At 67.1% G+C, this 21221-nt stretch carries 21 protein-coding genes; 5 read left to right on the plus strand and 16 right to left on the minus strand.

Features of this window, described 5'->3' with window-relative positions; all coding sequences use genetic code 11:
* Position 1: 1 nt before the first annotated feature.
* The 3 genes from GO308_RS06440 to GO308_RS06450 all read right to left on the minus strand — a co-directional run bounded on the left by GO308_RS06440 (position 2) and on the right by GO308_RS06450 (position 2595).
* Positions 2-757: an alpha/beta fold hydrolase gene (locus tag GO308_RS06440; RefSeq protein WP_240884659.1), complete on the minus strand. Its 756-nt coding sequence runs from the start codon at positions 755-757 to the stop codon at positions 2-4.
* 11 nt (positions 758-768) lie between these two features.
* Positions 769-1416 carry a DsbA family protein gene (locus tag GO308_RS06445; protein ID WP_066549795.1) on the minus strand — a complete coding sequence of 216 codons (648 nt, stop codon included), beginning with the start codon at positions 1414-1416 and terminating at the stop codon, positions 769-771.
* A gap of 150 nt (positions 1417-1566) precedes the next feature.
* Positions 1567-2595, minus strand: coding sequence for an aspartate-semialdehyde dehydrogenase (locus GO308_RS06450; protein WP_066480122.1), 1029 nt, complete (start codon positions 2593-2595; stop codon positions 1567-1569).
* A 37-nt stretch (positions 2596-2632) separates the two neighbouring features.
* Between GO308_RS06450 and GO308_RS06455 the strand changes: the two genes are divergently transcribed.
* Together GO308_RS06455 and GO308_RS06460 are read left to right on the plus strand one after the other, a co-directional pair.
* Positions 2633-2779: a hypothetical protein gene (locus GO308_RS06455; RefSeq protein ID WP_240884660.1), complete on the plus strand. Its 147-nt coding sequence runs from the start codon at positions 2633-2635 to the stop codon at positions 2777-2779.
* 49 nt (positions 2780-2828) lie between these two features.
* Positions 2829-3743 carry an AraC family transcriptional regulator gene (locus tag GO308_RS06460; RefSeq protein WP_240884662.1) on the plus strand — a complete coding sequence of 305 codons (915 nt, stop codon included), beginning with the start codon at positions 2829-2831 and terminating at the stop codon, positions 3741-3743.
* 6 nt (positions 3744-3749) lie between these two features.
* Here GO308_RS06460 and GO308_RS06465 read toward each other — a convergent pair whose 3' ends face one another.
* From GO308_RS06465 to ffh, 9 genes are all read right to left on the minus strand, one after another.
* Entirely contained in the window at positions 3750-5210 is a 1461-nt protein-coding gene (locus tag GO308_RS06465) for an ATP-binding protein (protein ID WP_240884664.1), read from the minus strand.
* Positions 5211-5217: 7 nt separating this feature from the next.
* Positions 5218-7413: a S9 family peptidase gene (locus GO308_RS06470; RefSeq protein WP_240885205.1), complete on the minus strand. Its 2196-nt coding sequence runs from the start codon at positions 7411-7413 to the stop codon at positions 5218-5220.
* Positions 7414-7680: 267 nt separating this feature from the next.
* Positions 7681-8070 carry a 50S ribosomal protein L19 gene (gene rplS, locus GO308_RS06475; RefSeq protein WP_066479600.1) on the minus strand — a complete coding sequence of 130 codons (390 nt, stop codon included), beginning with the start codon at positions 8068-8070 and terminating at the stop codon, positions 7681-7683.
* The gene (trmD, locus tag GO308_RS06480; protein ID WP_066479602.1) at positions 8067-8804 is read right to left on the minus strand and encodes a tRNA (guanosine(37)-N1)-methyltransferase TrmD; all 738 of its coding nucleotides are present in this window, start codon (positions 8802-8804) and stop codon (positions 8067-8069) included. The genes rplS and trmD overlap by 4 nt, the downstream gene beginning before the upstream one ends.
* On the minus strand, positions 8801-9181 hold the full coding sequence (locus GO308_RS06485; protein WP_240884665.1) for a type II toxin-antitoxin system VapC family toxin: 381 nt from the start codon (positions 9179-9181) through the stop codon (positions 8801-8803). The genes trmD and GO308_RS06485 overlap by 4 nt, the downstream gene beginning before the upstream one ends.
* Complete coding sequence (locus GO308_RS06490; protein ID WP_066674233.1) at positions 9178-9459, minus strand: hypothetical protein; 282 nt, start codon at positions 9457-9459, stop codon at positions 9178-9180. The genes GO308_RS06485 and GO308_RS06490 overlap by 4 nt, the downstream gene beginning before the upstream one ends.
* A 30-nt stretch (positions 9460-9489) precedes the next feature.
* Positions 9490-9966 carry a ribosome maturation factor RimM gene (rimM, locus tag GO308_RS06495; RefSeq protein WP_240884673.1) on the minus strand — a complete coding sequence of 159 codons (477 nt, stop codon included), beginning with the start codon at positions 9964-9966 and terminating at the stop codon, positions 9490-9492.
* A gap of 5 nt (positions 9967-9971) precedes the next feature.
* On the minus strand, positions 9972-10433 hold the full coding sequence (rpsP, locus tag GO308_RS06500; protein WP_240884678.1) for a 30S ribosomal protein S16: 462 nt from the start codon (positions 10431-10433) through the stop codon (positions 9972-9974).
* 123 nt (positions 10434-10556) lie between these two features.
* Complete coding sequence (gene ffh / locus GO308_RS06505; RefSeq protein WP_240884686.1) at positions 10557-12056, minus strand: signal recognition particle protein; 1500 nt, start codon at positions 12054-12056, stop codon at positions 10557-10559.
* Positions 12057-12276: 220 nt separating this feature from the next.
* Here ffh and GO308_RS06510 point away from each other — a divergent pair, with 220 nt between their 5' ends.
* The 3 genes from GO308_RS06510 (at position 12277) to GO308_RS06520 (ending at position 16191) form a co-directional block, all read left to right on the plus strand.
* Positions 12277-13902 (plus strand): EAL domain-containing protein, encoded by a 1626-nt coding sequence (locus tag GO308_RS06510; RefSeq protein ID WP_240884688.1) that lies wholly within the window; start codon positions 12277-12279, stop codon positions 13900-13902.
* A 118-nt stretch (positions 13903-14020) separates the two neighbouring features.
* Positions 14021-15466 carry an amidophosphoribosyltransferase gene (gene purF / locus GO308_RS06515; RefSeq protein WP_240884689.1) on the plus strand — a complete coding sequence of 482 codons (1446 nt, stop codon included), beginning with the start codon at positions 14021-14023 and terminating at the stop codon, positions 15464-15466.
* Positions 15467-15474: 8 nt separating this feature from the next.
* On the plus strand, positions 15475-16191 hold the full coding sequence (locus GO308_RS06520) for an SDR family NAD(P)-dependent oxidoreductase (RefSeq protein WP_066480126.1): 717 nt from the start codon (positions 15475-15477) through the stop codon (positions 16189-16191).
* Between the two features lie 181 nt (positions 16192-16372).
* Here GO308_RS06520 and GO308_RS06525 read toward each other — a convergent pair whose 3' ends face one another.
* Genes GO308_RS06525 through GO308_RS06540 form a run of 4 tightly spaced genes read right to left on the minus strand, consistent with a single transcriptional unit; the run spans position 16373 to position 21209 of the window.
* Positions 16373-17581 (minus strand): beta-lactamase family protein, encoded by a 1209-nt coding sequence (locus GO308_RS06525; protein WP_240884690.1) that lies wholly within the window; start codon positions 17579-17581, stop codon positions 16373-16375.
* Positions 17578-18834, minus strand: coding sequence for a cyclopropane-fatty-acyl-phospholipid synthase family protein (locus GO308_RS06530; protein ID WP_240884693.1), 1257 nt, complete (start codon positions 18832-18834; stop codon positions 17578-17580). Before GO308_RS06530 ends, GO308_RS06525 begins: the two co-directional genes overlap by 4 nt.
* Before the next feature lie 52 nt (positions 18835-18886).
* The gene (locus GO308_RS06535) at positions 18887-20266 is read right to left on the minus strand and encodes a deoxyribodipyrimidine photo-lyase (protein WP_240884695.1); all 1380 of its coding nucleotides are present in this window, start codon (positions 20264-20266) and stop codon (positions 18887-18889) included.
* Positions 20267-20279: 13 nt separating this feature from the next.
* Positions 20280-21209 carry a histone deacetylase gene (locus tag GO308_RS06540; RefSeq protein ID WP_240884697.1) on the minus strand — a complete coding sequence of 310 codons (930 nt, stop codon included), beginning with the start codon at positions 21207-21209 and terminating at the stop codon, positions 20280-20282.
* Between the last annotated feature and the right edge of the window lie 12 nt (positions 21210-21221).

Raw genomic sequence — 21221 nt, forward strand, 5'->3', positions numbered from 1 at the left:
GTCAAGCGGCGAGAAAGTCGGCGATCGCCGCGCCCAGTTCGGGCCGCGTCACCGCGCTCATGTGATTGCCCGGCACCTCGACCAGCGTTGCGTTCGGCAGCGCGGCGGCAAGTTCGGCATGGCTGCCATTGTCGGCATCGTCGACGCCGGAGACGACCAGCGCCGGCTGGACGATCTGCGCCAGCGCCGCCGGGTCGGTATCGACAAAGGTGCCGAGGATGCGCAGCAGCGCCACGGGGTCGCCGCCGGTGGTTTTCAGGAACGCCTCCGCCATCCATTCCGGCGAGCCCCGCGCGAAGCTGCCCAGCCCGGTGAGCACGCGGCGGAAATGACCGGCACGCGCGCCGGTATCGACGACACCCGCAAGCCCCATGCCCGACAGGACGACGCGGCGCGGCGACGCCCCGCGCGCCATCATCCGGATGACGGTGCGTGCGCCGAGCGAATAGCCGCCGAGGTCATAATCACTGAGCCCGAGCGCCGCGATCAGCGCCTCGCCATCCATCGCCAGCGCATCGGGCGGATAGGCGGCCGGATCGTGCGGCCGCGCGCTGATGCCATGCGCGCGCAGGTCGGGCATGATGACGCGGAATCCCCGCGACGCAATCGCTTCGGCGTGGCCGTATTTGATCCAGTTGGTCGCGGCGTCGGAGAAATAGCCATGGATCAGGACGACCGGACGCCCCTGCCCCAGCTCGGTCCAGCCAAGGTCGGCGCCGTCGAAACCCGCAAAACGGTGATGGGTCGTCGCTGCCATGCCGCCTTGCCTCAGCGCTCGATCAGGCCGGCGGTCTGCATCCGCCACAGCGCCAGATCGATGCGATCCTGGCCGAAAAACGGCTCGCCGTTGAACACCAGCGTCGGGACGCCCCAATGGCCCGCCGCCTCCAGCGCGGCCTGGTTGCCCGCAATCTCGGCCTCCAGCTGGTCGACCTCGGATGCGACCTCGCGCTCGAGTTCGGCAAGGTCGAGACCTGCGCGCGCCGCCGCTCCGGCCAGGTGGTCGCCGGTATTCCAGCCATCGACGCCGCCCCACACGATGCGCCCGACCTCATCGGCAAAGTCGAGCCCGCGTCCCCGCCGCGCAGCTGCCTGGCCCAGGCGGACGAGGCGGAAGATGTGCGGCTGCTCCTCCGCGACGCGCTTGGTCGCCATGTTCTGGACGACCGGATCGGGGCGCGGCGGCCCGAATGGAATGCCGTGGAACTGCGCGACGCGCACCACGTCGATCAGCGTGTAGCGCAGCCAGTTTGGGTGATTGCGCTCGAAAAAGTCGGGCTGGCGGATCGCCAGCGGATAGACCGGGCGTAGCGCGATCTCGAGGTCGTATTTCTCGACCAGCCGCCGATAGCGCGCGGTGGCGAGATAGCTGTAGGGGCTGCGAAACGACCAGTAGAGGTCGGCATGAAAGGTCATGCGGTCACGATCCCCGACGACATCCGCCCCGCCACCCGGCAACAGTGACCGCCAACGGTCCAGCCACGCAAAACCGTGATCGCCGGCGGCGAAACGATCTGGATGCGGTGCGGTGACATCCACGGATGATGTCACCTTGCTCGCAGCCGCTCAAGCCGCCTTTTTGAGATGCCTGCGCCCGAGCAGCTCGGCGATCTGGACGGCGTTCAACGCCGCGCCCTTGCGCAGATTGTCGCTGACGCACCACAGCGAAAGGCCGCTGTCGACGGTCGGATCCTCGCGCACGCGGCTGACATAGGTCGCATATTCGCCGACGCATTCGATCGGGGTCACGTAGCCGCCGTCCTCGCGCTTGTCGACCAGCATGACGCCGGGCGCCTCCCGAAGAATCCGCTGCGCCTGTTCGGCCGACAGCTCGTCCTCGAACTCGACGTTGATCGCTTCGGAATGGCCGACGAACACCGGCACGCGCACGCAGGTCGCGGTCACCTTGATCCGCGGATCGAGGATCTTCTTGGTCTCGACCACCATCTTCCATTCTTCCTTGGTCGATCCGTCGTCGAGGAAGCTGTCGATGTGCGGAATCACGTTGAACGCGATCTGCTTGGTGAACTTCTTGGGCTCGGCCTGGTCGCCGACAAAGATGTTGCGCGACTGCTCGAACAGCTCGTCCATCCCCGCCTTGCCCGCGCCGGACACCGATTGATAGGTCGCCACCACGACCCGCTTGATCCGCGCGGCGTCGTGCAGCGGCTTCAGCGCCACGACCATCTGCGCGGTCGAGCAATTGGGGTTCGCGATGATGTTGCGCGCGGTGTAGCCGTCGATTGCCTCCGGGTTCACCTCGGGGACGATCAGCGGCACGTCGGGGTCCATGCGATAGAGCGACGAATTGTCGATCACGGTGCAGCCGGCCTCGGCAAAACGCGGCGCGTGGACTTTCGTCGCCTCGCTGCCGATCGCGAACAATGCCATGTCCCAACCGGCCGGATCGAAATGGTCGATATTCTGGACGCGGTACTGCTTGCCCGTTTCGCCATAGTCGACCATGTCGCCGGTCGAGCGTGACGACGCCACCACCGCAAGCTCGTCGACGGGAAACTCCCGTTCCGCCAGGATATTGAGCATTTCGCGTCCGACATTGCCGGTCGCACCCGCCACGACGATGCGGTAACCCATGAAGCTTGTGTCCCGTTCTGAATGATCGATCGGCCGCATGACCGTCCGCGCCGTCATTTACGCATCCGGCGCCAGATTGAAAGGTGCGTCAGCTACCTTCACGCCGGGATCGCGTTTTTCGGATATTGCGCTTCTTGTCGAATGGACGCCGAATTTCACGCGAATTGCTGTTTTGATTTCGTAGCGTGTGCTACGCTGAATGTGGTGCGGCGATACGAGCACCGGGGGAAGACATGCACGCAGGAGCGGAGGCCTCCACACGGCATCATGGCCGCACCGGTGCGGCGGGCTACGACGCGGTGGGTTTTTCCGCACCGCCCGTCGCCGATCTGATCTTTCACGAGCGCAGCGGCATTTCGGCGATCCGCCATTTCGGGCTGCACGGCTCGGGCACCTGCCATGCGGCCAGCCACAAGCTGGACATCGCCACCTTGACGCTCGATCTCGGCGCCGTCGGCACCTGTGCAGCGACCATCGACGGACAACGCTACCGCAAGCCGTTCCGTCGAAACCAGTTCAGCTTTATCCCGGCCGGTCTGCCGCTTGAACTGGAGTTTCCGGCCGAGCACAGCTGCGTCGCGCTTTACGTGCCCGACCATCTGCTCGCCGCAACCGCAGGAGCAGCCGACCGCCTTGCCGAGCCGGTGCTGTGCGAGCCCGACGATCGTGCCGCCGATCTGTTCCGGATGCTCACCCGCGAGATCGCAGCCCCCGGCTTCGCCTCGGACCTTGCGCTCGACCGCCTGCTGGCGTCGCTGGTCCACATGGTGACCCGACAGCCGCGCGTCCGCCGCGGACAGCCGGACCGCCTCTACATCGCGCCGGCGGCGTTGCGCCGGGTTCGTGAGTATATCGACGCGTACCTCGCCCGGCCGCTCACCCTCAACGAACTGGCCGACGTGGCAGGGCTTTCGCCCTATTATTTCTGCCGGATGTTCAAGCTCGCCACCGGCTATTCGCCCTATCACTATGTCGCCTGGCAACGGCTGACGCGCGCCGCGCGCCTGTTGAGCGAGACGGCGACACCGCTCGACGCGGTTGCCCAATCCTGCGGGTTCGCCAATGTCTCGCACTTCACGACCGCGTTCCGGCGCGAAATCGGCGTATCGCCCGGCCGATACCGCCGTGCGCACCGGGACATCTATTGAGCAACGTCAGGCCGCGTCGGCGGGGCGCGTCGTCCAGCCGAGGCGCGGGATCGCAATCGATCGCTTGCCCGACAGGTCGGTGCGGCACACGAACAGCTCGCGCCCCTCGATATAGGCGATCAACCGTTTGACTCGGCCGAGCGAGCTGGTGCCATAGACATGCGCGATATCGGCATCGGTCGGGCACGGCTCCCCGTCTCGGGCCGCGCGGGCGACGAGCAGGAACGGGCCGAGCATATCGTCGGGCAGCTCGCGCGCCGCATCGAAGGCGGGAGCCCAGTCGCCGTCGATGCCCTCGACAATCCCCGCACGCGCCGCCGACAGCCGGCGGGCAAATTGGGCGAGGTCGAGCGGGGGCTGAGCCAGCCCCAGCATCCGGCATCGGACCTGGAAATCCTGGAAAAGCACCGCCGCCGACCGGGTCGATGAACCCGCCTCATCGACGATGGCGCGCAGCACCTGCGCGACGACCGCTTCCGCCTCGGTCGCGCTCAATCCAGGCCGATCGACCGCAACATCGCGGGGCGTCGCCACGGGCGCGGCGATGTCGGCGATCACGCGCTCGGCCGGCACTGGCGTAGGTGCGGGCGGCGGGGTGAACAGCGGCAGATCGTCGGTGGTGTCGAACAACAGCTCCTTCAGGTCGCCGCTCGGTGCCTCGGGCAGCGGCACCAGCTTCGGGCTGCCGCTGCGCGCCGAGGTTTCGACCGCGCCGATCGTCACCGCCACCGGCCGCCGCGATACCGCCGGCCCCAGCGCGAGGAAGGTGCCGCGCGCGAGATCGCGGATCGCTTCCGCCTGGCGCCGCTCCATGCCGAGCAGGTCGGCGGCGCGCGCCATGTCGATGTCCAGAAAGGTGCGCCCCATCAGGAAGTTGGACGCCTCCGCCGCGACGTTTTTCGCCAGCTTGGCCAGCCGCTGCGTCGCGATCACGCCGGCAAGGCCACGCTTGCGCCCCCGGCACATCAGGTTGGTCATCGCCGACAGCGACGCGCGCCGCACGTCCTCGGCCACTTCGCCGCCACCGGCGGGCGCGAACAATTGCGCCTCGTCGACTACGACCAGTGCCGGATACCAATGCTCGCGCGGCGCTTCGAACAGCGCGTTGAGGAACGCTGCGGCGCATTTCATCTGCCCCTCCGCCTCCAGCCCCTCGAGGCTGAGCACCACCGACGCGCGGTGTTCGCGGATGCGGGTGGCAAAGCGGGCAACCTCACGCTCCGAATAGTCGCCCGCCTCGATCACGACATGACCATAGGCGTCGGAAAGCGTGACGAAATCGCCCTCGGGGTCGATCACCACTTGCTGCACGCGGCCCGCGCTGCGTTCGAGCAGGCGGCGGAGCAGGTGCGACTTGCCCGAGCCCGAATTGCCCTGGACGAGCAATCGCGTGGCAAGCAGTTCCTCAAGGTCCATCGCCACCGGCTTGCCCGTGACGTCGACCCCCATTTCCACCTGAACCGTCATGCCCGCGCTATTGCGGCTTCACGACCCGCCTGTCGAGGAAGTCGAGGATGGTTGTCCACAGATGTTCGCTGACCCCCGGCCCACCGACCCGGTGCGTTTGGCCGGGATACAGCATCAGCTCGAACGGCACCGCCCCGCCCTGAAGCTTCGACATCATCACGGTCGAATGCTGGAGCACGACATTGTCGTCCGCCATGCCGTGAATGAGCAGCAGCGGATCGCGGATCTTGAGCGCATCCTCGACCGTGTTGGACTTCAGATAGGCGTCGGGCACGCGGCGCGGATCGCCCATGTAACGCTCGGTATAATGGGTGTCGTACAGTTCCCACTTGCTGACCGGGGCACCGGCAATGCCGGCCGCATAGAGCCCGGGGTCCGCCTCCAGCATCTTGAGCGTCATATAGCCGCCATAGGACCAGCCATAGGTGACGATGCGGTCGGCATCCACGAACGCCTGCTGCTTCAGCCATTCGGCCCCGGCGCGTTGATCGGCGACCTCGACCGATCCCATCGCCTGGAACAAATGGTCCTCGAACGCCTTGCCGCGATTGGCCGCGCCGCGATTGTCGAGCTGGAACCAGATATAGCCGCGGTCGACCAAATATTGCTGGAGCGCGCCCGCCCATTGCCGGCTGACCGTCTGGGCATGCGGGCCGCCATAATGCTGGAAGAACACCGGATATTTCCGGCCCGGCTCCAGCTTTGGCGTGATCATCTCCCAATGCAGCACGGTGCCGTCGGCGGCCTTGATCGTCCCGAACTTCTTGGGCTCGTGGCTCGCCATGAACGGCGCGTAGGGATGATCGCCGGCAACCTTGTTTTCGTTGACCCAGCTGGTACGTCGGCCCGTCGCATCCGCCAGATAGACCTGCGGCGGCTGATCCGGACTGGAGCGCGTGACGATCATCCGGCTGGCGTCGCGATTCGCGGTCGCACCATGCCACCAGCCCGGCTCGGACAAGCGGGTCACGGCACCTGGCTTCGCCAGGTCGACGGCGTAAAGATGACGCTCGAGCACGCCGTCCTTGTTGCCGAGGAAGGTAATCCGGCCCTTGGCCTCGTCAACGCCGACGATCCCGGCGACTTCCCACTCGCCCTTGGTCAGCTGGGTCCAGCGCCCGCCCTTCCAGCGATAGAGGTGGCCATGGCCATCACGCTCCGACCACCAGATCAGCGACCCGTCGCGCATCGGCCGCAGCGCGTTGTGGAGGTTGATCCAGCTTCGCTCGCCCGCGCGCTCGGTGAACAGCAGCTTCGACGCGCCGGTTGCGGGATCGACCTGCAAAAGGTCGAGCGTGCGCTGGTCGCGGCTCTGGCGCTGGACGAGCAGCGCGCGGCCGTCGGGCGTCCAGTCCACACGCGCCAGATAGATGTCGGGGTCGGTGCCCAGATCGACCTTGACCCGTCCCGATCCGTCCGGCGCCATGACATAGAGGTCGACCCGGGCATTGTCCGTCCCCGCCCTGGGGTAACGCTGGTCATAGACGCGGGTACCCTCGGCACCGATGGCCGCGCGGCTGACGATCCCGACCGTCGCTTCGTCGAAGCGTTGGACTGCGATCCGGGTGTCGTCGGGCGACCACCAATAGCCGTCCGAACGGTCCATCTCCTCCTGCGCGACAAACTCTGCCTCGCCCCAATGCACCGTGCCCGTGCCGTCGGGGGTGATGCGGCGTGCGTCGCCGCCTGCGATCGGCTGGACGTACAGATTCTGGTCCCGCACGAAGCTCAAATAGCGCCCCGCCGGGCTGATTGCGGGATTGAGCTCGCCGGCAGTGCTCTCGGTCAGGCGGCGCACCTGCCCGTCGAGCGTGGCGAGAAACAGGTCGCCGTCGAGCGGCACCAGGATCGCCGATCCATCGGGCGTCCAGTCATAGGCGATGATACCCCGCGTGCCGCCGATGCGCGCGCGCTCGCGCTGCATCTTCTCGGCTTCGGACAGCTCTGCACCGGTGCCGATCTTCCGGCTGTCGACCAGCATGCGCCATTCGCCCGTTGCGGTATCCATCGCCCACAGGTCGAACCGCTCGCGCTCGTCGGCCCGGTTGCGCAGCAGCGTCAACAGCTTGCCGTCCGGGGAAAGTTTCAACTGGCGCGGCGTCGCTCCCGACAGGTCGGGGCTGGCGAACACCCGCTGCAGCGTCAGGTCGCCGGCACGGGCAGCGGCTGCGTTCGCCTGCGGCGTCTGGGCATCAGCATCCATGGTGATCAGCATTCCTGCACTCAACAGAGAGGCGACGAGCCCCGATTTCACGAACAGGGCCGTAGCCGCCCATTTCGACATCCTCATTCTCTCCGCTAAAGGCACCCCGACGAACGCGAGGGCTGGCGCGACCGTTATTGCGGCTCGGCTGCGCGCGGTAAAGGGTTGCCGGCGGGCGGGGATGTCGTGAAACCGATGCGTCCGGACGCGAAACGGGCGTGGAAGCGGATGCTTCCACGCCCGTAAGATCGTCGCGAAGTCGCCGAATTATTCGGCGGCTTCGGTCTTGGCGGGGCGCATGTCGCGGCGCTCGGCGATGCGCGCCGACTTGCCGGTGCGGCCGCGCAGATAATAGAGCTTCGCACGCCGCACGACGCCGCGGCGCACGACCTCGATCGACTCGACGTTGGGCGAATAGAGCGGAAAGACGCGCTCGACGCCCTCGCCGAACGAAATCTTGCGGACGGTGAAGTTGCTGCCCATGCCCTTGTTCGAGCGTGCGATGCACACGCCTTCGAAATTCTGGACGCGGGTACGCTCGCCTTCGACCACCTTCACACCGACCTTCAGCGTGTCGCCGGGGCGGAATTCGGGGATCTTCTTGGCAGCGGTGAACTTGGCAATCTGTTCCGCCTCGATCGTCTGAATGAGGTTCATGTCGTCTCGTCCTGTTCTCGTCGCTGCGCGCCAGAGGGAGTACCGACCCGAACGCCGTCATGGCGCTCCCAAAGGTCCGGCCTCCTTAGCCGTGTATCGGCCGCTGCCTGTTGCTTGCGCCAGGCCGCGATCCTCGCATGATCCCCCGATCGCAGCACTTCGGGGATCGTGCGCCCTTCCCATTCGACAGGTCGGGTATATTGCGGATATTCGAGCAGCCCCGTTTCGAAGCTCTCGTCCTCCCCGCTCAAGGTCGCGCCCATTACGCCGGGAATCAGCCGAATGCAAGCATCGAGCAGCACCAAAGCCGCCATCTCGCCGCCGGACAGCACATAGTCGCCGATCGACACCTGTTCGATCGGGCGCGCGTCGAACAGCCGCTCGTCAAACCCCTCGAACCGGCCGCACAGGATCGACACGCCCGGGCCCGCCGCCAGCTCGCGCACCCGCGCCTGGGTCAGCGGCCGCCCGCGCGGTGTCATCGCCAGCATCGGCCGGTCATAGCCGACTGCATCGCACGCCGCCGCCAGCACGTCCGCCTTCAGCACCATGCCCGCACCGCCGCCCGCCGGGGTGTCATCGACCGTGCGGTGCTTGTCGGTGGCGAAGTTGCGGAAGTTGCGGGCATCGCACGACCAGAGTCCTTCCGCCAGCGCCCGCCCCGCCAGCGAATGGCCGAGCGGGCCCGGAAACATGTCCGGGTAGAGGGTGAGGATGGTCGCGGCGAAGGTCACGCCACCGTCCAGTTCTCAAGCCGCAGTCCCGGGATGTCGGCGAAGTCGGCTTCGTTATTGGTAACGATCGTCGCGCCTAGGCTGAGCGCGTGCGCGGCGAGCAGGCGGTCGAAACGGGCGCGCTTGAAGGGCAAACGGGCGTAAGCGTGGGCCGCTACCTCGTCAAAAGACAGGATCGGCACAACCCTGATGAAGGCGGAAAGAACCTCAGGACTTGGCGGCTTGCCGACATAGCTTCCCACTGCGATCTCGGCAAAGCTGATGACGGAAATGGCGACGTCGCCCGGATAACAATCGGCCAACCTCTGATTCAAAGCTGAGTGCCGCTCCGCCATCGCGTAGATGGCGGAGTCAGCATCAATGAGATACTTGGTCACTTCTCAGTTGCGGCCAATCGGCGCGCGATGGCACTCGGCCGCTCGTCAAAATCGCCATGCGGTATCAGTCTTGCACCGGGTGCTTTCCCCGCGAAACCGCTGATGTCGATCTTGCGCCTCGGCGCATCGACCGGCTCCACCCGAAATGTCATCGGTGCCTCCTTGACCACGCGCACCTCAGTACCCTCCGGAATACCAAGTCCCTTGGGCAGACGCAGCGCGACCGAGTTGCCCGACTTGAAGGTCTTGCCCGCCCACTCCGCACGTTCCTCGCCCATCGCCGCCTCCGTATATACGATATGTATATACTATTCGACAAAGCGCGCGTCAATCACGAGCCTTGCGTCGTCCCATTCGGGCACTGCCGCAGGCGTCATCGGCACCATGAAGCGCCGGCCGTCGGGACGTTCGATTTCGAGCACATCACCCGCGCCGAAATTGTCGATCGCGGCGACCGTGCCGATGGATGCACCGGCATGGTCGACCACCGGCAGGCCGAGCAGATCGACATGGTAATATTCGCCCTCGCCGAGCGGGGGCAGCGCCGATCGCGGCACCGTCAGCTCGGTCCCCCGCAGCGCCTCGGCAGCGTTGCGGTCCGTGACCTCGGCGAAACGGGCAATGGCACCGTTCGAGCCAGGACGCAGTGATTTCAGCGTCAAGGTGCCGGCGTTGAAAGCGCCGAAGGTCTCGAGCCGTTCGGCGAAGATCTTCAGGCGAACCTCGCCCGTCACGCCGTGCGCGCCGATGACGACGGCAAGCGTGACGGGGCGGTCGGACGGCAAGGCGATCAGCCCTCGGCCTGTTCCCCGGCAGCTTCGGCAGCCGGGGTCTCTTCGGCGGCGGCTTCCTCAGCGGGTGCCGCTTCCTCGACTGCGGGTGCGGCAGCCGCTGCTGCCGCCGCTTCTTCAGCCGCCTTCAGCTTCTCCGCCCGCTCTTCGGCGCGCTCGGTGGCCTTTTCACCCGGCTTGCCCTTGTTCGGGTTGTTGCGCGCGGGACGCTCCTTGATCCCGGCGGCGTCGAGGAAGCGCGCGACGCGATCGGTCGGCTGCGCGCCCATCTTGAGCCAGTGCGCGGCGCGATCGTTGTCGAGCTTGATGCGATCGGGCGAATCCTTGGCGAGCAGCGGATTATAGGTGCCGATCTTTTCGATGAACTTGCCGTCGCGCGGGGCGCGCGAATCCGCAACCACGATCCGGTAATAAGGCCGCTTCTTCGATCCGCCGCGCGACAGACGCATGCTGGTTGCCATTTGATCTTTCTTCCTTCTGCAATTCGTCACCCCGGCGAAGGCCGGGGTCTCGTGGTGGTCATGGGTTGCCGTTGCCGCACGAGACCCCAGCCTTCGCTGGGGTGACGGCAACGGCAGGTTAAGTCACTTCTTCTTCAACAAATTCTCGAACCCGGGCGGCAGGTTGGGCATGTTGCCCCCCGGCCCGCCAAGGCCAGGCAGGCCCGCGCCCGCCTTGCCCATCATGTCACCCAGCTGCGGACCGCCCAGCGCATTGCCGATGCCACCCATGCCGCCGCCGGGCCCGCCCTTGCCGAGCATCGCCAGCATCCCCTTGATCCCGCCCATCTTCTTGATCTTCTTCATGGCTGTGGACATTTCCTGGTGCATCTTGAGCAGCCGGTTGACGTCCTGCACGGTGGTGCCCGACCCCTTGGCGACGCGGATCTTGCGCTTGGCGTTGAGCAGTTCGGGCTTGGCCCGCTCCTTGGGCGTCATCGAGGTGATCATTGCGTCCATGCGCAGCAGGATTTTCTCATCCACCGCGCCCGACGCCATGGCCTGTTGCGCCTTTTTCATGCCGGGCATCATGCCGGCCAGCGCGCCAAGGCCGCCCATGCGGCGCATCTGCTGCAACTGGCTGCGCAGGTCATTCATGTCGAACTGGCCCTTGGCGAGCCGCTGCGCCATTTTCTCGGCATCTTCGACCTGGATCGCTTCCGCGGCGCGCTCGACCAGCGAGACGACGTCGCCCATGCCCAGGATGCGGCCCGCAACGCGCTTGGGATGAAACGCCTCGATCTGGTCGAGCTTCTCGCCCATGCCGGCGAACTTGATCGGCTTGCCGGTGACCGCGCGCATCGACAGCGCCGCGCCGCCGCGCGCATCGCCGTCCATCCGGGTCAGGATCACGCCGGTCAGTGGCACCTGATCGGAAAAGTTCTGCGCGACATTGACCGCGTCCTGGCCGGTCAGCGAGTCGACGACGAGCAGGATTTCATCGGGCCGGCTGATGTCGGCGACCGCCTTCATCTCGTCCATCAGCGCCTGGTCGACGTGCAGTCGCCCGGCGGTGTCGAGCATCAGCACGTCATAGCCCTGAAGCTTTGCCGCCTGCAGCGCGCGCCGCGCGATATCGACCGGCTGCTGGCCGGGAACGATCGGCAGCGTCGCGACCTCGGTCTGCTGGCCGAGCACCGCGAGCTGTTCCTGCGCGGCCGGGCGGTTGACGTCGAGCGACGCCATCAGGACCTTCTTGCGCTCCTTGCCCGACAGCAGCTTGGCGAGCTTGGCGGTCGTCGTCGTCTTGCCCGACCCCTGAAGGCCTACCAGCATGATGACGGCGGGCGGGGTGACGCCGATCTCGAGTTCCGCCGTATCCGGCCCGAGCATGTCGACCAGGGCGTCATGGACGATCTTGACGACCTGCTGCCCGGGCGTGACCGACCGCAGCACCTGCTGGCCGACGGCCTGCTCGGTCGCCTTGTCGACGAATTCGCGCGCGACCGGCAAAGCGACATCGGCTTCGAGCAACGCGATCCGCACCTCGCGCATTGCGGCGCGCACGTCCGCCTCGGTCAGGGCACCGCGGCCCTTCAACCGATCGAAGACGCTGCCAAGCCGGTCGCTCAGACTGTCGAACATGCCAACTCCACTTCCGTCGATCCCAAACGCAAAATGAGCCGGCGAACGAAACCTCGTCGGCCGGCCTCATCCCCGCTGGGGACGTCGATATCGCATTCCGTCGGGACTGCTTGGCGCGGCACATAACCGCAGGGCGCGGATTCCGCAAGCCGGCACCGGTTTAACCTGATCTATACCTGCCGCGCCGATAGCTTGGCCGTTCCGCCACGGAGAAGCATGAATGCGTTCGCAGCAGGTTCCGACAGCACACCGGCGATCATCGCAGCGCGACACGACGCGCATCGCCATTTCGGTCGCGTCGATCCTGTTGTTCGTCGGGATCGCCAGCACCGTGCTGGCCCAGATCGCCTCGGCCTATTTCGGCAACGCCGCGCAACCCGACCGGGTGATGACCGTGGCGCTGATCCTGAACGTCGCGCTCATCCTGTTCGGATGGCGTCGCAACAGCGGTTCGCGCGGCCTGTCGCCGCTGGCGGGCATCAGTGCCGAACGCGCCGCGCTGCTGGTGGCGCAGGACATGCTCACCGGATTCCTGAACCGCCGCAGCTTCGTGGAGGATGCGACGGTGATGTTCGTGCGCGCCCAGAAGCAGCACAAGGCGGTCGCGATGGTCATCGTCGACCTGGACGGGTTCAAGCATGTCAACGACATGCACGGGCATCAGATCGGCGACGCGTTGCTGCGCCGCATCGCCACCGAAATCTCCGACATCGCACCGTCGGGCGCGTTGCTGGCGCGATTTGCCGGCGACGAATTCGGCTGCGCCTTCGTCTTCGACCCGTCGCATCACGATCCGGTAGAACGCTTTGCCGACCGGCTGCTGACCCGGATCAGTCAGCCGATCGATGCGGACGGCGTCATCTGTCACGTCGGCGCGTCGGCGGGGATGGCGCGATCCGACTTCGACTCCGCCTCGGTCGATTCGCTGATCCGCGCCGCGGACATCGCCATGGCCAGCGCGAAGCGCGCGGGTGGCGGGCGCGCGACGTGGTTCGACCGGTCGATGGAGCGCGAGCTGAAGATCCGCAACGAGTTGGAAAACGGTCTGCGCTCGGCGATCCCGGCACAGGAGATCGTGCCCTATTTCGAACCGCAGGTGGAGCTCGAAACCGGCAAGCTGATCGGCTTCGAGGTGCTCGCGCGGTGGGAGCATGCGACGCAGGGCGTGATCGGCCCCGACCGTTTCATCTCGATCGCCGAGGATTCGGGCCTGATCAACGACCTGTCGCTGTCGGTGATGCGCCAGGCGTTCGGCATCGCGCGCGACTGGGACCCGGCGCTCGTCTTGTCGATCAACATCTCGCCCTGGCAGCTGCGCGACGCTTGGCTGGCGCAGAAGATCATCAAGAGCCTGACCGAAAGCGGTTTTCCCGCCAGCCGGCTGGAGATCGAGGTCACCGAAAGCGCGTTGTTCGACAATCTGGCGCTCGCCCAATCGATCATCGGCAGTCTGAAGAACCAGGGCATCCGCATCGCGCTCGACGATTTCGGCACGGGCTATTCGTCGCTCGCCCATTTGCGCGCGCTGCCGTTCGACCGGATCAAGATCGACCGCAGCTTCGTCAGTTCGATCATCGAGAACCCGGATTCGGCCGCGATCGTCAATGCGATCGTCCGGCTGGGCGAAAGCCTGAACCTGCCGGTCACCGCGGAGGGGATCGAGAACGAGGCAATCGCCGACCGCCTGCGTGCGATCGGCTGCGCCAAGGGTCAGGGCTGGCATTATGGCAAGCCGCTGGGCGCGGCGGGCGTGCGCCGGATGCTGGCAGAGCGCCGGCTGCTGCTCGGGTCGAGCCGCGGCGGCGACGATGCCGGCGAACTCGGCGAGCACCGCCTGGCGGGCTGATCGCGCCGCTGGCGTCCGGCCCGGGACATCCGCGCCCGGCGGCCGATGTGACAAAAGGGCGACAAAGCCGTCAGCCATGCCTATATGCCGCGCCAACCAGCACGCGCGGCGAGTATCCATGTTGACGACCAATCCATTCGACGACGACAAACTGCGCGAGGAATGCGGCATTTTCGGCGTATCGAACGCCGATGGTGCCGCCGCTCTGGTGGCGCTCGGGCTCCACGCGCTCCAGCATCGCGGCCAGGAGGCGGCGGGCATTTCGAGCTTCGACGGCGCGCTGTTCCACACCCATCGCGCGATGGGGCATGTCGCGGGCAATTTCGACCGTCCGGAGGTGATCGAGGCGCTGCCGGGACGAGTCGCCGCCGGCCATGTGCGCTATTCGACCACCGGCGAGACCGCGCTGCGCAACGTGCAGCCGCTCTATGCCGACCTCGCCACCGGCGGCTTTGCGATCGCCCACAACGGCAACATCTCCAATGCGGCGCATCTGCGGCGCGAGCTGGTCCGGTCGGGTTCGATCTTTCAGTCGACGTCAGACACCGAGACGATCATCCACCTGGTCGCGACGTCGAGCTACCGCACGCTGCTCGACCGGTTCATCGATGCGCTGAAGCAGGTCGAGGGGGCGTATTCGCTGATCTGCCTGACCGAAAGCGGCATGATCGCATGTCGCGACCCGCTGGGCATCCGTCCGCTGGTCATCGGGCGGCTGGGCGACTCGGTGATCTTCGCGTCGGAAACCGTCGCGCTCGACGTCGTCGGGGCGGAGTTCGTCCGCTCGGTTGATCCCGGCGAGCTGGTGATCGTCGAGGGCGACAAGGTGACGTCGGTGCGCCCCTTCGCGCCGGTCGCGGCGCGGCCGTGCATCTTTGAATGGGTCTATTTCTCGCGCCCCGATTCGATCGCGGAGGACCGATCGGTCTATTCGGTGCGCAAGGCGATCGGCGCACAGCTGGCCGACGAAAGCCCGGTCGACGCCGACCTGGTCATTCCGGTGCCCGACAGCGGCACCCCCGCCGCGCTGGGCTATGCGCAGCGGTCGGGCATCCCGTTCGAGCTGGGCATCATCCGCTCGCACTATGTCGGGCGCACCTTCATCCAGCCGGGCGACAAGGTCCGTCACCTGGGCGTCAAGCTGAAGCACAATGCCAACCGCGCGCTGATCCAGGGCAAGCGCGTGGTCCTGATCGACGATTCGATCGTGCGCGGCACGACCAGCCTGAAGATCGTCCAGATGATGCGCGAAGCCGGCGCAGCGGAGGTGCACATGCGCATCGCCAGCCCGCCGACGCGCCACAGCTGCTTCTACGGCGTCGACACGCCCGAGCGCGCCAAGCTGCTCGCCGCGCAGCTCGACGTCGGCGGCATGACCGATTTCATCCATGCCGACAGCCTCGCGTTCATCTCGATCGACGGGCTCTACAAGGCGCTGGGCGAGGCCGGGCGGGCGGCCGTGCGACCGCGCTATTGCGACGCCTGTTTCACCGGCGATTATCCCACCCCGCTGACCGATTGCGACGAGCGCGCGGCCGGGCAGCTCGAACTGCTGGCGGAGTGAGCGACGCGATGACCGACCCTGCAAAGCCGCTCGCCGGCCGGACCGCGCTGATCACAGGCGCAAGCCGCGGCATCGGCGCCGCGACCGCCCGCGCGCTCGCAACCGCGGGTGCGCACGTCATCCTGACCGCGCGGACGACCGGCGGGCTCGAGGAAGTGGAGGAAGCGATCCACGCCGCCGGCGGCACGTCGACCATCGCGCCGCTCGACCTGGCGCAGACCGACGGCGTGGCCCGGTTGGGCAATGCGATCGCCGGGCGCTGGCCGACGCTCGACCTCCTGGTGCTCAACGCCGCGACCTTGGGGTCGCTGGCGGCGGTGCCGGCGTTCGATGCCAAGGAAGTCTCGAGCGTATTCACGCTGAACGTCAGCGCGCAGGCGGCGCTGCTGACTTCGTTCGACCCGCTGCTGCGCGCGGCACCCGCCGGCCGGATCATCGGCCTGACCTCCAGCGTGGCGCGGCAGCCGCGCGCCTATTGGGGGCTCTATGGCGCGTCCAAGGCCGCGTTCGAGAATCTGCTGCTCGCCTATGCCGAGGAAGTGCGCAACGTCAGCAAGGTTCGCGTCGCGATCGTCGATCCCGGCGCCACGCGCACCAAGATGCGCGCGCGCGCCTATCCCGGCGAGGACCCCGCCAGCGTCAAGCCGCCGGAGACGGTGGCGGAACGGATCGTGGCGCTGGCCGCGAGCGATTTCGAGACCGGGCACTTCGAACGCGTGGGGTGAGGCTGCGCTGCGTCTTTCGATGAGAGCATACGCGTCCTTCGATACGCGCCTTCGACTTCGCTCAGTCGCTACTCAGGATGAGCGGTAGTAGTCTTGGATTAAGAGTAGAGAACCGCTCATCCTGAGTAGCCGCTGAGCTTGCCGAAGCGGCGTATCGAAGGACGCAGAGCCACCCCGCCCCCTACTCCACCGCCGCCAGCACCTTCGCGACGAACGCCAGCCGCTGCCCCGACAATTCGCGCCCCGTCGCGCTCGGCCAGGACGAAGTGATCGCGATCACGGTGCGGGTCGCGGGGTCGATGGCGATGCCCTGGCCGAAAATCCCCTGCGCGCCGAAGCGCCCGCCGGGATAGGTCCACCATTGATAGCCATAGCCGAAGCCCGGCGCGCCGATGCTGGCGAGCGGCGCGGTCGCGGTCTTGAACCAGTCGGGCGGCACCTGGCCCGCCCCGCCTTCGAGCGCGAACAGCCCCATGCGGGCATAGTCGCGCAGCGTGACCGACAGGCAGCAACCGCTGATTTCCTGACCCGAGGGATCGACCATCCAAAAGGCATCGCGCTGCATGCCCGCGGGTCTCCAGACCTTCTCGCTCAGATAGTTGGCGAGCGGCCGTCCGGTCGCGCGGGTGACGAGTACGCCGATCAGGTTCGTCTCGCCGGTCTTGTAGACCCATTTGCTGCCCGGTTCAGCCTCGCGCACCAGCGTTCGCATATAGGCGACCGTCGGGTCGACGCCGGGCGGCGCGGGCTTCGCATAAAGCCGGGCGACGTCCGAGTTCGGGTCGGTATAATTCTCGTTCCACTTGACGCCGGAGGTCATGGTGAGGAGCTGCGCCACCGTCACGCCGTCATAGCCGCTGCCGGCCAGTTCGGGGATGTAGCGCGTGACGGGATCGTCGACCGACTTGATCGCACCGTCACGAATAGCCGCGCCGACCAGGGTCGAGGTGAACGACTTGGCGACTGAAAAGCTGGTCCAGCGCTGGTCCGGCCCGAAACCGCGCGCATAGCGTTCCAGCCGGACGCGGCCGTCCTGAACCACGATCAGCCCGGTCACATTCTGCGCCGCCATGAACGCATCCACGTCGGCGGCGGGTAGCGGCAGCGGCTCGCCGGCGGGCAGCGCGCGGACCTTGCCGCCCGCCTTGACGATATGGCCCGGGAACAAGGTCTCCATCGCCATGAAATTCCGGTCGCGCTCGGCCTGCGACCAGAACAGCACGCGTGCGCCGACCTGGCGCAGACCGTCGGCATTTTCGGGCGTCAGCGCGACCTGTGGCGAGGGGATGGCGGCATCCGTCGCCACGCGCGTGCCCTGCGTCGTCGCGCCGCATCCGCCCAGCACCAGCGCCAGCGCACCTGCACAGGCCAGTCTCGTCCAAACGGTCATGTCTTCCCTCCCTTGACCAGCGTGACTTGAACCACATCGATGCCGCCACCCGCGAAGCCGCCCTCGCAATACATCAGATAGTAGCGCCACAGGTCGACAAAGCCGCGATCGAGATCGGCCGGCAGGCGGTGTTCTGCGACCGCGCGGTCGAGCGCGTGCCGCCATTCGCGCAGCGTGCGGGCGTAGTCCGGGCCGAATGCGTGCGGATCGCGCCATGCAAGCCCGTGGCGTTCGGCAAGCGCGCGAAAGCGTGAGGTGGACAGCAGCATCCCGCCGGGAAAGATATAGGTCTGGATGAAATCAACATTGGCGGCATAGGCGTCGAAGATCGCGTCGTCGATCGCGATATACTGGATCGCCGCGCGGCCGCCGGGCTTCAGCACGCGCGCGATCGTCGCCAGATAGTCGGACCAATAGGCCTGGCCGACCGCCTCGACCATCTCGATGCTGGCGACCGCGTCATATTCCCCATCGACGTCGCGATAGTCGGTGATCGCCACCGTCACCCCGTCGAGCCCCGCGTTGCGCGCAATCGCCGCTTCGGCCTGATGTTCGGACAGGGTAATCGCATGAACCCGTCGACCGGCACGCGCCGCGCGTTCGGCAAACGAGCCCCAGCCACAGCCGATTTCCAGGATGCGCTCGCCCGACTTCGTGCCGGTGCGCGCCAGGATGGCGTCGAGCTTGCGCGCCTGTGCCGCCGCGAGATCGTCGCTCGTGTCGAACAGCGCGCTCGAATAGGTCAGGCTCGGGTCGAGCCACAGCCGGTAGAAATCATTGCCCAGGTCATAATGGTAACGGATGTTGCGCCGCGCACCCGCCCGGTCGTTGTGGTGGAGCCAGTGCAGCCAGCGCTTGACCGCGCGCGTCGGGCCGCTGGCGCGCGCGAGATTGCCGAGCGGCACGCGGTTGCGCATGAACAGGTCGAACAGCGGCACCGGATCGGCGCTGCTCCACTCCCCCGCCGCCCAGGCTTCATACCATCCCGCCGAACCGCCGGTGACGAGGCGCAGCAGCGCCCGCCAGCTGTGTACCCGCACTTCCGCCACCGGGCCGGGCGATCGCGCGCCCAGAAAGCGGGTGGTCCCGTCGGGCAACGACGCCTCGATCGTGCCCGCCGCCAGCCCGCGGTCGAGCCGGTCGAGCAAGCGGTGAAACGCCGGCGCGAGCCAGCGCAGCGTGCCCCGCCCCGCGACCGGCGAGTGGGTGTTGCGGCCGGTGCGGCGTCCCCGATTGCGTGAGGGTGCGTTCATCGCGCCCCTCAATGCACGCGACGATGACGGCTGCAAGTCGCAACCGCGCCGTTCAGGCGATTGCCTTCACCGCCGCCAGCGCCCGTTCGCGTGCGGCGCGGTGCGCGATGATCTTGCGCGGATAACCAGACGGGCGCTCGCCGGCCGCTTCCGGATCATGAATCGCATCGCCGCGCACCCCGGCCAGCTCCGGCACCCAGTGGCGGATATAGGCACCGGCATCGAACTTTTCCGACTGGCCGAGCGGCGCCATGATCCGCACGAACATGTTGGAATCGATGCCGGTCCCCGACACCCATTGCCAGTTGGTCGCGTTCGACCCGTAATCGGCATCGACCAGCGTGTCCCAGAACCAGCGTTCGCCCTCGCGCCAGTCGATCAGCAGATGCTTGATCAGGAAGCTGGCCGCGATCATCCGGACGCGATTGTGCATCCAGCCGGTGGCCCACAGCTGGCGCATCCCGGCATCGACGATCGGATAGCCCGTCTGCCCGCGCGTCCAGGCTTCGAAATCCCGCTTCACCGCCGCATCGCCAAGCGCGCGCCATTCCAGCGCGTCGAACTTGTCGCGCGCGTTGCGCGAGGCATAGTCGGGAAATTGCAGGATGACGTTCTGGGCATAATCGCGCCAGCCAAGCTCGCCCAGAAAGGTCTCGACCAATCCGCCGCGATCCATCGTGCGGTGCCAGACATAGCCGGGCGAGACCTCGCCGAAATGCAAATGCGGGGACAGGCGCGACGTCCCCTCGACGCTGGGCAGGTTTCGCGCATCGCCATAGGCCGACGCACGGTCGAGGAACGAGTCGATGCGCGCCCGCGCACCCGCCTCGCCGGGGGTCCATTCGGCCTCGAAGCCGGTCGCCCAGTTGGGTCGGGTGGGGCGCAGGCCCCAATCGTCGAGCCGCTCGCTCTTCGGCCATCGCGCGGGCGAGGGAATTTCGCGCGGACGGTTGGCGGGCGCGGGCGGCGGCATATGATCCTGCAGCGCGCGCCAGAACGGGGTGTAGATCTTGTAGGGCTGACCGCTGCCGGTCGTCACCGATCCGGGCGGGACCAGATAGTTGCCGTCATGGCAGACCAGCTTGACCCGCTTGGCCAACGCGCGTTCGGCATTGCGCCACCAAGGCTCGTAATGGCGCAACGCATGGACCCGCGTCGCGCCGGTTTCCTCGGCCAGCCTGGCCAGCACATCGTCGACGCGGCCCCGGCGCAGAATCAGCCGCGAGCCCTTTTCGTGGAGGGTGGCGTCGAGTGCGGCCAGGCTGTGGTGCAGCCACCAGCGCGACGCCCCGCCCATTTTGCGGTGCTTGGGCGTCTCGTCGTCGAGCACGTAGACGGGGATCACCGGGCCTTCCGACGCGGCGGCGGCAAGCGCGGCCTGATCCGACAGGCGAAGGTCACGGCGGAACCAGACGATGGTGGGCGCGGTCAAAATAGTCTTCCTGTCAGGCGGCGGTGGCGTGCGATGCCGGCATGTGCGCGGCGTAGGTGGTGGCGAGCGTCAACAGCGAGGCGACATGGCGGTCGGCGACTTCCATGGCGTCATGACCGTAACCGCCGCCGAGCGCGCTCGCCAGCGGTACCCCGCGCACAGCAAGGGTCCGCGCAATCCAGGTGTCGCGCGCGACCAGCCCCTCCCGGCTGAGCGCCAGCCGTCCCAGCCGATCGCCCGCGAACGGATCGACCCCGGCCTGGTAGAGCACGAGGTCGGGCGCGAAATCGTCGAGCAGGGGCATGAGCGTCGTCGCGAGCGCATCGAGATATTCGGCGTCGCCGACCCCGTCGGGCAGGGCGACGTCGAGGGTCGAGCGCGCCTTGCGCACCGGAAAATTCTTTTCCGCATGGATCGAATAGGTGGCAATGCCCGGCCGCCCGGCGGTGAGCGCGGCGGTCCCGTCGCCCTGATGCACGTCGCAATCGACGATCAGCACGCGGCGCGCATCGCCCGCCTCGACCAGCCGGACCGCGGCGATCGCCAGATCGTTGAACACGCAGAATCCGGCGCCGGTGTCGGCCAGCGCATGATGGCTGCCCCCCGCGGTGTTGGCGGCGAAACCGTGCGATTGAGCCAGACGTGCGGCGAGCCAGGTGCCGCCCGGCACCTTCTGCGCGCGCGCGGCGACGGTCGGGGTCACGGGAAAGCCGATGCGGCGTTCCTTCTCGGGCGGCACGCGCGCGGCGAGCACCTGATCGACATACTCGGCATCGTGCACCGCCTCCAGCCAGTCACGCGGCATCGCCTCGGGCGCGTGCCAGACGATCGCCTCGTCCCGGGCGCGCAACAGGTCGCGAACCAGGCCGTTCTTGTTCCATTCATAGGCACTGCGCGCGGGCGCGGCGGCGACATAGTCGGGATGGTGGACGATGTGGATCACCGCACCTAGGTA

The organism is Sphingomonas sp. SFZ2018-12 (assembly GCF_022496715.1).
In the GTDB taxonomy this organism is placed as follows: domain Bacteria; phylum Pseudomonadota; class Alphaproteobacteria; order Sphingomonadales; family Sphingomonadaceae; genus Sphingomonas.

Coding starts and splice junctions, on each gene's coding strand:
- GO308_RS06440 (WP_240884659.1), bottom strand. CDS start 757: ATGGCAGCGACGACCCATCACCGTTTTGCGGGTTTCGACGGCGCCGAC.
- GO308_RS06445 (WP_066549795.1), bottom strand. CDS start 1,416: ATGACCTTTCATGCCGACCTCTACTGGTCGTTTCGCAGCCCCTACAGC.
- GO308_RS06450 (WP_066480122.1), bottom strand. CDS start 2,595: ATGGGTTACCGCATCGTCGTGGCGGGTGCGACCGGCAATGTCGGACGC.
- GO308_RS06455 (WP_240884660.1), top strand. CDS start 2,633: ATGACCGTCCGCGCCGTCATTTACGCATCCGGCGCCAGATTGAAAGGT.
- GO308_RS06460 (WP_240884662.1), top strand. CDS start 2,829: ATGCACGCAGGAGCGGAGGCCTCCACACGGCATCATGGCCGCACCGGT.
- GO308_RS06465 (WP_240884664.1), bottom strand. CDS start 5,210: ATGACGGTTCAGGTGGAAATGGGGGTCGACGTCACGGGCAAGCCGGTG.
- GO308_RS06470 (WP_240885205.1), bottom strand. CDS start 7,413: ATGGATGCTGATGCCCAGACGCCGCAGGCGAACGCAGCCGCTGCCCGT.
- rplS (WP_066479600.1), bottom strand. CDS start 8,070: ATGAACCTCATTCAGACGATCGAGGCGGAACAGATTGCCAAGTTCACC.
- GO308_RS06490 (WP_066674233.1), bottom strand. CDS start 9,459: ATGGGCGAGGAACGTGCGGAGTGGGCGGGCAAGACCTTCAAGTCGGGC.
- rpsP (WP_240884678.1), bottom strand. CDS start 10,433: ATGGCAACCAGCATGCGTCTGTCGCGCGGCGGATCGAAGAAGCGGCCT.
- ffh (WP_240884686.1), bottom strand. CDS start 12,056: ATGTTCGACAGTCTGAGCGACCGGCTTGGCAGCGTCTTCGATCGGTTG.
- GO308_RS06510 (WP_240884688.1), top strand. CDS start 12,277: ATGCGTTCGCAGCAGGTTCCGACAGCACACCGGCGATCATCGCAGCGC.
- purF (WP_240884689.1), top strand. CDS start 14,021: ATGTTGACGACCAATCCATTCGACGACGACAAACTGCGCGAGGAATGC.
- GO308_RS06520 (WP_066480126.1), top strand. CDS start 15,475: ATGACCGACCCTGCAAAGCCGCTCGCCGGCCGGACCGCGCTGATCACA.
- GO308_RS06525 (WP_240884690.1), bottom strand. CDS start 17,581: ATGACCGTTTGGACGAGACTGGCCTGTGCAGGTGCGCTGGCGCTGGTG.
- GO308_RS06530 (WP_240884693.1), bottom strand. CDS start 18,834: ATGAACGCACCCTCACGCAATCGGGGACGCCGCACCGGCCGCAACACC.